This is a genomic window from Paenarthrobacter sp. NyZ202 (genome assembly GCF_049860755.1).
Taxonomy (GTDB): domain Bacteria; phylum Actinomycetota; class Actinomycetes; order Actinomycetales; family Micrococcaceae; genus Arthrobacter.
In genome coordinates this window covers 3,726,496-3,739,369 of sequence record NZ_CP187556.1, presented here as the reverse complement: position 1 = coordinate 3,739,369, position 12,874 = coordinate 3,726,496, and the positions used below count along the sequence as shown (strand labels likewise).

The following is a 12,874-nucleotide window of genomic DNA, read 5'->3' as shown; positions in this document are numbered from 1 at the left end:
GCCTAAGACCTAGCGGTGCTGGCCGGAGCGAGGGCCACTGCATCCCTGAGTTGTTCCAGCGTTTCCTCGGCCGAGCCGTTGGCATCCACCTCAACGAAGTCCGGGAATTCGGGAAGCGAGCGGTAGGCCGCGCGGAAGGCCTGCAGATCGGACAGTGTCTCCTGGTCAGTGCCACGCCGGGTGACGCGTTCCTGCGCCACCCGGGGTTCGACGTCGAAATGGACGATGAGGTCCGGCGCGGGAAGTGCGGCCAGCAACCACGGCAGGAAGCGGCCGCGCCCCAGTCCGTTGGCCTGGCGGAGGGCCAGCTGGCAATGCAGGTGGCGGTCCATCACCACGGTCCCTTTGAAGAAGCGGGCGCGGGCATGCGACACCACGACGTTGAAGATCCGGACAGTGGTCTCAATGGCGTCGACCAAGCGGGCAGGCAGGTGCCAGCCGAAGCGGGCGCTAAGGAGGGACAACCGGCGCCGGGCGGCATGGTTGCTGAGCAGCAACGCCTTGGTGCCGCTCTTCTCCAGCGTCGTGGCCAGGGCGTTGGCCGCCGTCGTTTTTCCGGACCCGTCTATGCCTAACAGAACAATGAGCATGTGGCCTCCCTTCGTCTTCCGTACAACGCCGAACGGCGCGAACTTGTGCCGAAATATGGCCGGGATCACTACTGTGCCGTGTGGTGACGTCCGCCTATCATGATGCTGTGCACGTACTTTGGTAAGCCGGATTTGTTTGAGCCGGCGGTCTTAGGGGTAAGTACGGAACAAGGAGATCATTTTCTCCGTTCGGTGCCCGTTGATATGGGGTGGATCTCCTATCGGAGTCCCAGCGGACGCCTTCCTAACTGGACAAATTTGTTTGAAGGGATGCGTAGCTACATGAACACTCTTTTAGTGATTGCCGGTGTCATCGCGATCATCTTGCTCCTTGTTGGCGGATTTAACCAAGCCTTGAGCTTCCTGCTGTGGGTAGGAATTATCCTGCTTGTTCTGGCTCTCATTGGTTGGGTGCTTGGCAGGGGCCGGTCGCGCGTATGACCACTGATCCAACCGAAGTTGCCGGCTTTAGCCAGGTGCACGACGGAATCACCACTCCGGGACACCCGATCCCACGGGATTTGGGGGCTCCGGAGCAGGATGAGCAGGTTCCGGTGGATGATTCCGGGGGTGGCCCCGAGGACGCCACGGATGCCGGAGAGAATCAATCGGCAAATCCGGCGGGACCGGCTGAAGAAAAGGATGGTCAAACTGCGGATGACCGCGGTTTGACCACCGAAACCAATCCAACGGATTGACCAGGGTGCGGCCGTGCAGGGAACTGTGCGGCCGCATTCCGGTTCTCCGGGCTTTTCCCCGGCAGTACATCCGTTATTTGAGAGGTAAAAATGCGTATCGGTTCAATTATCGGGCTGATCGTTGTTGTGTGGCTGGTGATTGGTGCAATTGCGGCAGGCCAGCGCGGCTATTACAACGCCCCGCCTGCCCAGTGCTCGCAGTTCGCTACGATCGCGCTGAATATTGTGGCGGGCCCGTTGAATTACACGGGGCTGGACCCGCAGGGCGGCTGTGAAGTTCCCCAGCCTTCCTAAGGCCGGTGTACATCGTAGTGCCTTACCCGGCAGATTACTAAGTTTGCTGATTAATTACGTCCGATCATGGACAGTAAGGCTACTGACCTTATAGGTTCGAAGAGTTCATAAACAGTTCCACCGCTTTGGAAAGGACAGGTCGCATGGACAAGCAGAACGCCACACCGGAAGAAGAAGTGGGCGGCTACGGTACCCCCACTGCGGAGCAGGAAGCCGGCGGAGGCCAAGCCCAGCCGCGGGTGGAAGAAGACCTCAGCGAGGCAGGCCTGAGCCAGGACAGCCCCGACGGCGAAACCTACGCCACCGGCGCGCCCAACCTGAGCCACCTGGATCCGGAAGATTCCGACAGTGCGGGGGAGCCCGGCGCCGGCCGTTTTGGCGGCACGGATGAGCAGTACCACACGGAACAATCCACGATCCCGGACGAATCAGGTTCGGAAAGGGCATCGGACATTCCCGACGGAAGCGGCAATGACCTTCCCCCGGAGGAGTCCCCCAAGGACGACGACGGCGAAAGCTTCGACGCCGGCTGAGCAACCGCGCTGACGCGCCCAAGACCGGCGCGCCTGCGGTTATGCAGCCAGCCGGCTGGCGCGCCACCGGCAGTCCAACCCACCGACACCATGAAACATTGAAGGAGCACCACCTATGGCTACCGTCAATAAGTCAGTCGACGTAGATGTCCCCGTATCCGTGGCCTACAACCAGTGGACACAGTTCGAGACGTTCCCGGAGTTCATGAACGGCGTAGAGGCAGTCCGGCAGATTGATGACACCGCCCTGCATTTCTCCACCAACGTGGGCGGCGTCAAGCGCGAGTACAACGCGCAGATCATCGAGCAGGTGCCGGATTCCCTGGTGAGCTGGGCCAGCGTGGACGGCCCGCGCAATGCGGGAACAGTGAGCTTTGAGCCACTGGATGCCGGCCGGACGAGGGTCAATGTGGAGATCGAATGGGAACCCGATTCCCTGGCGGAGAAGGCCGGTTCGGCGGTAGGCGCGGACAGCCTGCGCGTTGGTGCCGACCTGGACAAGTTCAAGAAATTCATCGAAGCCCAAGGGCATGAAACAGGTGCCTGGCGTGGCACCGTCAGCGGTGGCGATGTTGATGAAGCAGGAGGACCATTGGTTTAACCGCTTCTCCGGGAGGGCCGGCCAGCGAACGGGCTGGCCCTCGCCGGCGCCCTACGGAAATGCGCAGTGAGGAGATTACGCCCATGGCAGCTTCCAGCACGGTTGAGGCAGAAAGAAAGTTCGACGCCGACACCTCCACTCCGCTTCCCGACCTCACGGGGGTGAAGGGAGTCGCCCGCGTCGGCTCACCTGCCACCCACACCCTCGAGGCCGTCTATTTCGATACGCGGGACCTGGCTCTGGCAGCCCACGGCATCACGCTTCGGCGGCGTACCGGAGGACCCGACGCCGGATGGCACCTCAAGCTTCCCCACAGCCCAGGGCGTCGAACAGAAATCCAGGCACCGCTGGGCCAAATGGACACCGTACCCGTGGAACTCCTCGACCGGGTGCTGGCCTTTTCGCGTGGACATGCACTCAAGCCGGTGGCAACGCTGGACACGCAGCGCACAACGTACGCACTGTACAGCGACGATGACCAGCGGTTGGCCGAGTTCGTGGACGACCACGTTGTGGCGCGCCCCGCCCACGACAGCCCTGCTCCACAGGAGTGGCGGGAGTGGGAAGTGGAGCTGAACGGGGCGGTCGGGGATCACGACGATGCCCTGCTGGACGCAGTAGCTACCCGCCTCGTCCAAACCGGCGCACGCCCCAGTGAACGGACCTCAAAGCTTGCCACGGCCTTGGGCGATACGTTGCCTCCTGCCAAGGGCAGCGGCCGGGAAGTGCCCCGGCCCAAGGGCCCGGCTGTGGTTCCGGTGCTTAACTATCTGGACGGGTTGCTGGCAAAGGTCCTTCTTGAAGATGCCCACGTCCGGATGAACCGGGACGACGCAGTCCACCAGATGCGGACCCTGACCAGGCGCCTGCGTTCTGTGCTGCGCAGCTACCGCAAGTTTTTCAAGGCAGCCCCCGTGGCCGAACTCGAATCCGAGCTGAAATCACTGGCCAAGACCCTGGGCCGCTACCGTGACGTTGAGGTGCTGCATGCCCGGCTCCGGAAGGACCTGGACGACCTGCCGGTGACGCTCGTACTGGGACCCCTGCAGGCCGAACTTGATGAACGGATGAAAGTCCGCGCCGACACCGCCCTGGCTGCCGTCCGTACACGGCTCAACAGCCCTCGGTACTTCCGTCTCCTGGACAAACTTGAAGCGTTCCTTGACGCTCCGCCGGTAGCTCCGGAAGGAACCGGACCGGCACGGAAAACCACCGCCAAGTACGTCAACAAAGCCGCCAAGCGCGTAGCCAAACGCCATGACGCAGCGGTGGGTGCCGCCGTCGGGCCTTCCCGCGACCTGGCGTTCCACGAGGTCCGGAAGGCTGCCAAAAAACTGCGGTTCGCTGCCTCTGCCGTGGAAAGCGTGCACGGAAAGCCGGCACGGAAGATGGCTGACGCAGCACACGGGATCCAGACGGTCCTCGGTGAACACCAGGACAGCGCCGTGGCACGCGCGGAGCTGCTGAAACTCGGCTCGGCGCCGGGCGTGGGAAACGCCGCCTTCACCTACGGTGTCCTCCACGCTGCCGAACGCCAAGCAGCCGATGCTGCGCAGCAGGAGTACCTGCGCGGCAAGAAGAAAGCACGGAAACTGCGCCTCAAGAAGTAAGGAATTAGCCCTCCGGAACCTGGCCCCGGAGGGCAATTTCTCCCCGGGACTATTTCTTCAAGAAGGCCAGAAGCGCCTGGTTGATCTCGGCTCCGTGCGTCCACAGCAGGCCATGCGGGGCGCCTTCGATCTCCTGATACTCGGCGCTGGGCAAAGCTTCCTTGAAACGGCGGCCGGTGACGTCGATCGGCAGGATGTTGTCTGCCGTGCCGTGGACAATCAAGGACGGAACATCGATCTTGGGGATATCGGCCCGGAAGTCCGTGAGCCACGTGGGCTGGGCAGCGACGGACGCGAAGGCTCCCGAGCTTGCCGCGAGGTTCCAGCTGGCATCCAAGGACTCCTGGCTGAGCCGCTCGGTCCCCAGGAACGTATCGGTGTTGTAGAAGTTCTTGAAGAAGTCGGTAAAGAACGCGTACCGGTCCGCCTTCACGGCATCGGCCAGACCGTCAAAGACATCCTGCGGAACGCCGTCCGGGTTGTCGTCGGTCTTCAGGAGGAACGGCTCCAGCGAACCAAGGAACACGGCTTTGGCTACGCGGGCTGAACCGTAGGTGCTGATGTAGCGGGCAACCTCCCCGGTACCCATGGAGAAACCCACCAGGACTGCGTCGTTCAGGTCCAGGGTTTCCAGGACGGTCTTGAGGTCGGCCGCGAACGTGTCGTAGTCATAGCCAATGGTGGGTTTGCCCGACTTTCCAAAACCCCTGCGGTCATAGGTGATGACCCGGTAGCCGGCGTCCAGCAGGGCAGCAGTCTGCTTTTCCCACGACGAGCCGTCCAGCGGATAGCCGTGGATCAGCACCACTGCCTGTCCCGACCCGTGATCCTCGTAATAGAGCTCAATCTCAGTGCTGTTTTCGTTTCCGACGGTGATGTAAGCCAAGACTTCGGTCCCTTCATAGCGGTTCTGGGGTGGAACGTTTCCAGCCTACGTGGCCCGCCAACCCGCTGTGCAGGATCCCTGCAGGGTGGTGTTCCCACCAACAGCATCGGCGCACACTGGTTGCCGCCGGCGCCCCGGTGGATTCTTGGATCACCGCCGATGACGATCCTAGGAAGACCCATGCCACTCGCCCTGCGCCCCACCAGCAGCTACGCTTCCATCGACGAGCTCCTGGGTGACGGAAGCCGCCGTTTCTTCAGCCACGGCTACAAGTCCACCAATCCCCGGCTCAGTTCCCTCCGGGTAGTCCACACCCTGGCAGAATCCACCTTGACGGCCCGCGCCGCACTGGGCCTGGACGGCGTCTGGTCCGTCAAAGGAAACTCGGAACAGGTTCCGCATCTTGGCACCACGGACGTCCTGGTCCTGGCGTGCAGAATGGCCGAGGCCCTGCTGGCCAGCCGCTATTCCCCGGACCTGTTGCCCACGGCCCGGCTGGCCTCCGTGACCATCTCCGGAGGCAGCGAACCGGTGGAAGGCCTCTTGGGCGACCTTGAATGCCGGGCAACCCTTGAAGACGGGGCGGCAGGCTCGGTGATCCGGTGCTCCGTGGCGTCCATGGGCGCGGTGCTGGAAATCGACCATCAGCCGGCCGGGCTGGGGCTTGCCTCAGTCCAGTCTCCGACAGAAGAGGCGTTGGTGGGTGAGGCCGGTTCGCGTCTCTACGGGCAACTGTGGGCCCAACGGCAGGTCTCCTTGCTGGACGTGGTCCTGGACGGTGACGGTAACGCCCGGGCCGGGCTGTCCTTCCGCGAACAACCTTCCCTGGGCCGGAACCTGGGTGACCGCCGCGGGTTGGAAGCTGCGTACCCCCAGGCGCTGTCCGCCGTCGAGTACTTTGTAGGGTCGCTGCAACTGGGGCAAGTCCTCCTGTACCGGCTGGACTCCATGGACCGGGCCAACAGCAACACACTGTGGATGCGCCGGACGCGCATCACCCTCAACGTTCCCTGCCCGAAAATCGGGGGCGGGCAGGGTACTGAACTGACGGTCCGGCTGAAGAAGAGCCGCCTTATCGAAAAAGACGGCGGAGTGTGGCGTTGCGCCGACGTCGTGGGAACGTTCGACGGCGGCGAGGTCGTCTGCAGCGTCGCCCACCGTCTTCCCGTGGCGGCCGGCGTCCCTGCGACAGTTGGGGTGGTGAAATGAGTACTGCTGTTGTCCGGGGCCTTGGTGGTGCCCTGCCGGGAAAGGTGGTCACCAACCACCATCTCTCGGCCGTCATGGACACCACCGACGAGTGGATCCGGCGCCGGACGGGAATCGTTGAGCGCCGCCACGCCGATGAAACAGAGAGCACCAGCGTGCTGGCAACCCTTGCGGGAGAACGCGCCCTGGCAAGTGCCGGGGTCGACTCTGCGGGGCTGGTGATTGTGGCGACCTCGACGCCGGACAAAGTCTGCCCGGCCACGGCACCAAAGGTTGCGGCGAACCTCGGGTTGAACGGGGTCGCAGCCTTCGACATTTCGGCCGTGTGTTCGGGATTCGTGTACGCCCTGGCTACTGCCGCATGGGCCATTGAGTCGGGGTCAACCTCTTCTGCGTTGGTGATCGGAGCCGACACGTTCACGCGGCTGCTCGATCCAACGGACCGGACCACGTCCGTGATCTTCGGTGACGGGGCAGGGGCGGCGTACCTTGCCGCGGGCACTCCGGACCAGCCCGGAGCCATCCACGCCTCCACCCTGCATGCGGACGGCGACGGGGAATCCCTGATCCAGGTTCCGCGGGGCGCCGGTTCATTCTTTGAAATGCAGGGCAAGGAAGTCTTCACCCAGGCGGTCACCGCCATGTCCGGATCCCTGCAGACCGTGCTGGACTCTGCCGGCTGGACTGCGGAGGAGGTCGATTCGTTGATAGCCCACCAGGCCAATCTCCGGATCCTGAACGCCGTGGCCTCCGTGGCCGGGATCCCGGCCGCCAAAGCGGAGGTGCATTTGGACAGGGTGGGCAATACGTCCGCTGCCTCCATTCCGCTGGCCATGACCGACGCCGCCACCAAAGGACACCGGACACCCGGAGACAGGGTGCTGCTCACGGCCTTCGGCGGAGGCACCACCTGGGGAGCCATAGCCATGACCTGGCCATCAATCTCGGTGGTCGACCCGCACTAGGGACGGCTGCCAACTCCTGCCGGCGGGGCCGCGCAGGACCACCGTGGCGCCGGTTGCTCCCGGCCCACTGAAAAGGGGGAAAAACAATGGAAATCACCGCTCTTGACGTTGTCGATGCCATCCGGTCCACCATGGACGAACTGAGCCATATGGGGCCGGAGGACGCCTTCGCAGACCTCGACATCGACTCACTCTCACTGGTTGAAGCGGCCGTGATCATCAGCAACAGATTTGGCGTCCGCGTTGATGAATTCGAACTCACGGAAGCAGGAACTGCCCGTGAGGCCGCCAACCTGGTCACCGGCAAACTGGCCTTGCAACCCGCACTCTGACTACCTCTGCCACCGCCCGCAACCACACAACACAGCGAGGACACCCATGACCATTCCAGCAATCGCAGTTCTCTACTATTCAGGCTCCGGCCACACCAAAGTCCTGGCGGATGCCGTCACGGCGGCTGCCGCAGCCACCGGTGCCACCACGGCACTGTTGCGCGTTGATGAACTTGACCAGGAAGCCTGGGATTTCCTTGACGAGGCTGATGCCATCATCTTTGGTGCCCCCACCTACATGGGCACCGCACCGGCAGCGTTCCACGCATTCGCCGAAAAGACCGCCGGTCGATGGGCCGTCCAGAAATGGCATGACAAGCTCGGGGCGGGCTTCACCAACGCAGCGTGCAAAGCCGGAGACAAGAACTCCACGCTGGACTACTTCGCTACATTCGGTGCCCAGCACGGCATGAACTGGATCAACCTGGGCCTCCTGCCCGGTTGGAAGAGCACCAAGGGTACGGAAAACGACCTCAACCGCTTTGGCTACTTCAACGGGGCCGCCGCACAGACGTTCTCCGACGTCGGTGTTGACGGCGTGCATCCGGCGGACATCGCAACGGCTGAGCATCTGGGCCGCCGGGTGGCGGAGATCACCGCTGTCTTCGCGGCCGGTAAGACCGCGCTGGAACGGGAACTGGTCAGCGCGGGAGCCTGAACCGCTACGGAAAGCCCGGTGACATCCGGTGTCGCCGGGCTTTCTGCTGTTCCCCCTGGTCCTGGTAGGGCTCTGCCAGGGTCCTTTCCACCAGCCTCATCACTGCCGGGTTGCCCACGTGAAAAAGGTGGCCACGCCCGGCTTCCACCACCGGCGGAGCCGCCGCACACCAATCAGCCCAGCGCGCCGATTCCGACGCCGGCACCACGGGGTCGTCCCGGCCCACCAGGACCGTAGCAGGCACTTCCAGTTGGCGCGCCGGTGGCCTGCCTTGGTAGCTGCCAAGAAGTGCCAGGTCCTCCTGGAGAACCTCCAGGGCACGCTCAGACAACGTGTCGGAAACACCCGGCTCTGCCAGGACGGCATCCGCCCAAACGGCGGCGGGGATCTTTCCGGTGGCGGCAGCACCGGCGTCGTGCGTCACCGGTAGGAAGCCCGACGGCGGCCGGGCTGCTGCGAGGAAAACGTGCGCCACGGTGCCGGACGCCTGGAGGCGGAGCGCCACCTCGAAGGCGAGCACGGCACCCATGCTGTGCCCATACAGCGCAATGCGCGGAGACCGGGATTCCTGAACCCGGCTTGCGATGGAGTCAGCCGCCGCTCCGAACGATGCAAAGTTCCGGCCACGGTAGCCGGCCTTGGTAACGGTGACTCCTTGGAAGCGCCACCCAGCGAAGCTTGCAGTGGTTCCGCCCGCGTGGTGCAGGCAAAACAGGTGCATGCCGCTAGCTGAAGGCCAGCCGGTGCCGGTCGTGCTCGAGCCGGGAAGCGGCGACGTCGTCCATGTGTTCCTCGGCCCATTCCTTCATGTCGAAGATGATCCGCAGGAGCGACCGGCCCCGCGGAGTCAACTCATAGTCAGTACGAACGGGCACGGACACGGTGACATGGCGCAGCACCAGGCCGTCACGCTCAAGTGACCGGAGTGTGGACGTCAGCATCTTCTGGCTGGCACCCGGAATTTTCTTGCGAAGGTCGCTGTGCCGTTGCTGGCCGCCTTCCAGGGCGAGCATGACAAGGGTTACCCATTTGCTGCTGATCGCTTCAAGGAGTTGGCGCGCGGGGCAAAGGTCCAGGGAAGCGTTGTAGTGCTTCCGGGCCTTCTGGCGCTTCTGTTCAGCCGTGAGAGTCATTTCCCCAATACTTTCCTCATCAAGTGGACTGCTGGGCACAGCTTACTTGGGGCGTGTGACAGTCTGGGAAACAACGACTCAAACCTTAACCGGCGGCACCTCTGCAGCACGCATGAGCCGCCCACCGACCAGCATCGACTCACCGGCCAGGGCCATGAACGGAAGGTCCGAGCTGTGGTCCCCGTAGGCGTAGCTTGCGTCCAGGTCCACACCGGACACAGCTGCGTGCCTCCGGACAGCGCGCGCCTTGGCTTCACCAACCAGTGCTTCGCGGATACCGCCGGTGTACCGGCCGTCGGTGACCACCGGTTCCGTGCACAGCAGCTCCAAGGTGGGCCACCGCCGTCGTACATGCTCCAAGGCCGGCGCGAACGATGCCGTGACGGCCACCAGCCGCCGCCCCGCACCGGCGTGGGCATCCAGGAGTGAGGCCACTGGCTCAAGAAAAGCCCAGTCGTCCGGCGAGCCGGCCTGGGAGTCGGCCCACAGCCCGCCGAGGTGCCGGATCCCGTCCACGGCACGGCCGCTCCACCAACGGAAGTACCGGGCATTCGTTACTGAACGCGGCACACCGTTCGCGGCTGATGACCTGAGTCCGGCCAGGAAATCCTCCGCTTCGGCGCTGCGGCCCTGGCGCGCTGCATCGAAACGGAGGAACTCGAAGATCGTGTTGTAGGCGGTGACGGTGCCGTCGATGTCCGTGTAGACGGCTTGAGCGGCGTTGGCCTGCCCACAGGACCGGGAGGTTCGGGATTCTTCCACAGGAAGAATCCTAGGGCGCGGTCCGGTGATGGGAAGCCCTTCAGGGGAGGGCACTTCGAAGTGCCCTAGGCACAAAAAAGTGCGTTCTTACGCAGGTCCGCAGCACCGGGTGAGGATCGTTGACGGGGCACAAAGCGTCCCCGCAGCAAAGCCTCGAAAGGAAGCACATGCCTACCATCCTCCACGTCAATGCCTCCCCGCGTTATGCCAACAGCGACTCCCTGCGGCTGGCCCGGCACTTCATCGATTCCGTCCAGGCTGCCGGTCCGGAGAGCTTTGAGCTGGAGACACTGAACCTGTTCGATGACGGTGCGCTCCCCGTTTTCGGCCGGATCGCCGCTGCGGCGAAGATGGCTGTCTTCACCGGCCAGGACCAGACCCCTGAGCAGGTGGCAGCGTGGGAAGCCGCCCGGGCTGTGTTTGACCAGTTCGCCGCCGCAGACGCGTATGTTTTCAACATTCCCATGTGGAACTCCGGCGTGCCCTATGTCCTCAAGCAGTGGATCGACATCATCACCCAGCCCGGCTGGAGCTTCGGCTTCGATCCGGAGCAGGGCTACCGCGGCCTGATGGAAGGCAAGCAGGCCCTCGCCATCCACACCAGCGGCGTCTACGCTCCCGGTGTCCCTGCCGCCTTCGGTTCCGATTTCAGCAGCACCTTCTTCGCTGACTGGCTGAACTTCGTAGGCATCGAGGACGCAACCCACGTGCGCTTCGCTCCGACGGTCCTCAACGCGGATGTCGAAGGCACCCGCCAGGTTGCAGAAGCGGACCTGAGCGACGCCGCCATCGAGTTTGCCGGCAAGCTCAGCGCCGTGGGTGCCCTCCAGCTCGTCAACGACTAGGAGGCCTGCGTGCGTATCGGCATTTCGGGTACCTATTCCTCGGGCAAGACCTTCACGTCCATGGCGCTGTCCCACTACACCGGGCTTCCCCGGACGCGGGCCAGGACCATGCGGGAGATCCTGCCCGAGGCGGCACCGGGTAAGACCCTGGAGGAGTGCACGGCTGCGGAACTCATCCAGATGATCGTCACCCGTCACGTGGAGCGCGCTGTCTACGAAGACCGGCTCTCGGACGGCTTCATCTCCGACGGTTCGTCCCTCCAGGAATGGATTTACGGTTCGGTGCGTGTCTCCCTGGGACTGAACCCCAGCGCGTCCGCACACTTGAAGGCCGGCGAAACGGTGGAGAAGACGCCGGAACTGGCATTCTTCGAGGAGGTCATGACCAGCCTCGGCAACAGCTTCAAGCGGCACGTCAAGGGCTCCTTCGACGTCTTTGTCCACCTCAAGAACGAACTCCCGCTCTCGGCCGACGGTCACCGTCCGGTGAACGACCAGTTCCGGAACATGTCGGACGCCATCCTGCAGGAGACCATGGACGAGCTCGGTATTCCGTTCCACGTCGTGTCAGGTTCGGTTGAGGAACGACTGGTGCAGATCGCCTCGCTGTTCAACCTCGAACCGCGCATGAGCCCCGGGGATGCCACCCGCCTGGCATCCGAGGAGTATGCGCAGCTTGATGTCCGCTCCGAAAAAGAGCGGGTCCTGCAGTAACCAGGAACCGACCGACTCTCCGTCCGGCCGTCCACCAAAGGGTGGACGGCCGGACGCTGGCCATTAACTGGAGACCCCATGCCTGCCGATAGACCCCCCATCACGGAAAAGCTCACGCCCGGCGGCCGGAGCCTGCCGCCGGACAAACCTCTGGCGCACCGGACCCGTTCCAACCACGCCCGCTTGGGCGAGTTCTTCCGGGCCAGGCGCGAACAGACACGTCCGGAGGACGTTGGGCTGCCCGTTAGCCCTCGACGCCGGACTCCCGGACTGAGGCGCGAAGAGGTCGCCGTCCTGGCCAATGTGGGGGTCTCCTGGTACACGTGGCTTGAACAGGGCCGGGCCATCGGTGCTTCGGAGGAGATCCTGGACGCGATTTCCACCGCCCTGCAACTGAGCCCCGAGGACCGCGCATACGTCATGCTTCTTGCCTCGGGGCGGCGCCCGGTGTCCGATGCGGGGGGTGGCAGCCCGCGGAGCGTTGGTTGGCGGGACACTGGAGCCGGAGGCTTGGAAGGCACCCAGCTTGCCCTGCTTCAGCAGTTGGTGGATGCCATGGAAAACCCGAGCTACATCGCCGATCCGTTCTGGGCCGTCGTGGTCATGAATACAGCCGCCGCGGACACGTTCGATACGCGCGTGGGCGAAAGCTGCCTCCAGCGGTTCTTCACTGATCCGGAGCTCGCCAAACCGCACGTGCACAAGGAGATGATGGCCCGTTCCATGGTGGCGCAGTTCCGGGCGCAGTCGGCCAAGTTCCCGGACGACCCACGCTTTGATGCCATGGCCCGCGGACTGTGCAGCGTTTCGGATGCTTTCCGCGAGCTGTGGGAGCGCCAGGTGGTGGGCGATTCCTACCATGTTGACGTGGTGTACGACCACCCGCTGCTTGGTCGGCTGAGTTTCGCGCCGATGGTGCTGGGAGTACCGCAGTTTCCGGCGCTGCGGCTGTTTACCTACCTGCCAAAGAGCGGTACGGGGACGCAGTCGGCCCTGGTGTCCCTGGAGCGGAAAGCCGTCGTCTGATCTGCCGCTGGTTGCCCG

Annotated in this window: 18 protein-coding genes; 13 read left to right on the top strand and 5 right to left on the bottom strand. The window is 63.8% G+C overall.

Annotated features, from left to right (window positions below):
• Nucleotides 1-2 precede the first annotated feature (2 nt).
• Complete coding sequence (locus ACPFL9_RS17325) at nucleotides 3-590, bottom strand: AAA family ATPase (protein ID WP_426004120.1); 588 nt, start codon at nucleotides 588-590, stop codon at nucleotides 3-5.
• Between the two features lie 282 nt (nucleotides 591-872).
• On the opposite strand from ACPFL9_RS17325, the gene ACPFL9_RS17320 reads away from it, so the two are divergent.
• The 6 genes from ACPFL9_RS17320 to ACPFL9_RS17295 all read left to right on the top strand — a co-directional run bounded on the left by ACPFL9_RS17320 (nucleotide 873) and on the right by ACPFL9_RS17295 (nucleotide 4,326).
• Nucleotides 873-1,031, top strand: coding sequence for a hypothetical protein (locus tag ACPFL9_RS17320; protein ID WP_223934535.1), 159 nt, complete (start codon nucleotides 873-875; stop codon nucleotides 1,029-1,031).
• Nucleotides 1,028-1,288: a hypothetical protein gene (locus tag ACPFL9_RS17315; RefSeq protein WP_426004119.1), complete on the top strand. Its 261-nt coding sequence runs from the start codon at nucleotides 1,028-1,030 to the stop codon at nucleotides 1,286-1,288. The genes ACPFL9_RS17320 and ACPFL9_RS17315 overlap by 4 nt, the downstream gene beginning before the upstream one ends.
• 90 nt (nucleotides 1,289-1,378) lie before the next feature.
• Nucleotides 1,379-1,582 carry a hypothetical protein gene (locus ACPFL9_RS17310; protein ID WP_426004117.1) on the top strand — a complete coding sequence of 68 codons (204 nt, stop codon included), beginning with the start codon at nucleotides 1,379-1,381 and terminating at the stop codon, nucleotides 1,580-1,582.
• Nucleotides 1,583-1,725: 143 nt separating this feature from the next.
• A complete protein-coding gene (locus ACPFL9_RS17305; protein WP_426004116.1) occupies nucleotides 1,726-2,115 on the top strand; it encodes a hypothetical protein in 390 nt (129 codons plus the stop codon).
• A 115-nt stretch (nucleotides 2,116-2,230) separates the two neighbouring features.
• Complete coding sequence (locus tag ACPFL9_RS17300; RefSeq protein ID WP_426004114.1) at nucleotides 2,231-2,716, top strand: SRPBCC family protein; 486 nt, start codon at nucleotides 2,231-2,233, stop codon at nucleotides 2,714-2,716.
• A gap of 83 nt (nucleotides 2,717-2,799) precedes the next feature.
• The gene (locus tag ACPFL9_RS17295) at nucleotides 2,800-4,326 is read left to right on the top strand and encodes a CHAD domain-containing protein (protein WP_426004113.1); all 1,527 of its coding nucleotides are present in this window, start codon (nucleotides 2,800-2,802) and stop codon (nucleotides 4,324-4,326) included.
• 49 nt (nucleotides 4,327-4,375) lie between these two features.
• Here ACPFL9_RS17295 and ACPFL9_RS17290 read toward each other — a convergent pair whose 3' ends face one another.
• Entirely contained in the window at nucleotides 4,376-5,212 is an 837-nt protein-coding gene (locus ACPFL9_RS17290) for an alpha/beta fold hydrolase (protein WP_426004112.1), read from the bottom strand.
• A gap of 180 nt (nucleotides 5,213-5,392) precedes the next feature.
• Here ACPFL9_RS17290 and ACPFL9_RS17285 point away from each other — a divergent pair, with 180 nt between their 5' ends.
• The 4 genes from ACPFL9_RS17285 (at nucleotide 5,393) to ACPFL9_RS17270 (ending at nucleotide 8,376) form a co-directional block, all read left to right on the top strand.
• Complete coding sequence (locus tag ACPFL9_RS17285) at nucleotides 5,393-6,421, top strand: AvrD family protein (RefSeq protein WP_426004110.1); 1,029 nt, start codon at nucleotides 5,393-5,395, stop codon at nucleotides 6,419-6,421.
• A complete protein-coding gene (locus tag ACPFL9_RS17280; RefSeq protein WP_426004109.1) occupies nucleotides 6,418-7,386 on the top strand; it encodes a beta-ketoacyl-ACP synthase III in 969 nt (322 codons plus the stop codon). The genes ACPFL9_RS17285 and ACPFL9_RS17280 overlap by 4 nt, the downstream gene beginning before the upstream one ends.
• An 86-nt stretch (nucleotides 7,387-7,472) precedes the next feature.
• The gene (locus ACPFL9_RS17275; protein WP_426004108.1) at nucleotides 7,473-7,718 is read left to right on the top strand and encodes an acyl carrier protein; all 246 of its coding nucleotides are present in this window, start codon (nucleotides 7,473-7,475) and stop codon (nucleotides 7,716-7,718) included.
• 46 nt (nucleotides 7,719-7,764) lie between these two features.
• A complete protein-coding gene (locus tag ACPFL9_RS17270) occupies nucleotides 7,765-8,376 on the top strand; it encodes a flavodoxin family protein (protein WP_426004106.1) in 612 nt (203 codons plus the stop codon).
• 4 nt (nucleotides 8,377-8,380) lie between these two features.
• Here ACPFL9_RS17270 and ACPFL9_RS17265 read toward each other — a convergent pair whose 3' ends face one another.
• The 3 genes from ACPFL9_RS17265 to ACPFL9_RS17255 form a co-directional block, all read right to left on the bottom strand.
• Entirely contained in the window at nucleotides 8,381-9,097 is a 717-nt protein-coding gene (locus ACPFL9_RS17265; RefSeq protein WP_426004104.1) for a thioesterase II family protein, read from the bottom strand.
• A gap of 4 nt (nucleotides 9,098-9,101) precedes the next feature.
• On the bottom strand, nucleotides 9,102-9,509 hold the full coding sequence (locus ACPFL9_RS17260) for a winged helix-turn-helix transcriptional regulator (protein ID WP_426004103.1): 408 nt from the start codon (nucleotides 9,507-9,509) through the stop codon (nucleotides 9,102-9,104).
• A gap of 78 nt (nucleotides 9,510-9,587) precedes the next feature.
• Nucleotides 9,588-10,271 carry an HAD family hydrolase gene (locus ACPFL9_RS17255; protein ID WP_426004101.1) on the bottom strand — a complete coding sequence of 228 codons (684 nt, stop codon included), beginning with the start codon at nucleotides 10,269-10,271 and terminating at the stop codon, nucleotides 9,588-9,590.
• Between the two features lie 167 nt (nucleotides 10,272-10,438).
• Here ACPFL9_RS17255 and ACPFL9_RS17250 point away from each other — a divergent pair, with 167 nt between their 5' ends.
• The 3 genes from ACPFL9_RS17250 (at nucleotide 10,439) to ACPFL9_RS17240 (ending at nucleotide 12,856) form a co-directional block, all read left to right on the top strand.
• Nucleotides 10,439-11,116, top strand: a complete 678-nt coding sequence (locus tag ACPFL9_RS17250; protein ID WP_426004099.1) for an FMN-dependent NADH-azoreductase — start codon at nucleotides 10,439-10,441, stop codon at nucleotides 11,114-11,116.
• 9 nt (nucleotides 11,117-11,125) lie between these two features.
• Entirely contained in the window at nucleotides 11,126-11,830 is a 705-nt protein-coding gene (locus ACPFL9_RS17245; protein ID WP_426004098.1) for an AAA family ATPase, read from the top strand.
• 78 nt (nucleotides 11,831-11,908) lie between these two features.
• The gene (locus tag ACPFL9_RS17240) at nucleotides 11,909-12,856 is read left to right on the top strand and encodes a helix-turn-helix transcriptional regulator (protein WP_426004096.1); all 948 of its coding nucleotides are present in this window, start codon (nucleotides 11,909-11,911) and stop codon (nucleotides 12,854-12,856) included.
• Nucleotides 12,857-12,874 lie beyond the last annotated feature (18 nt).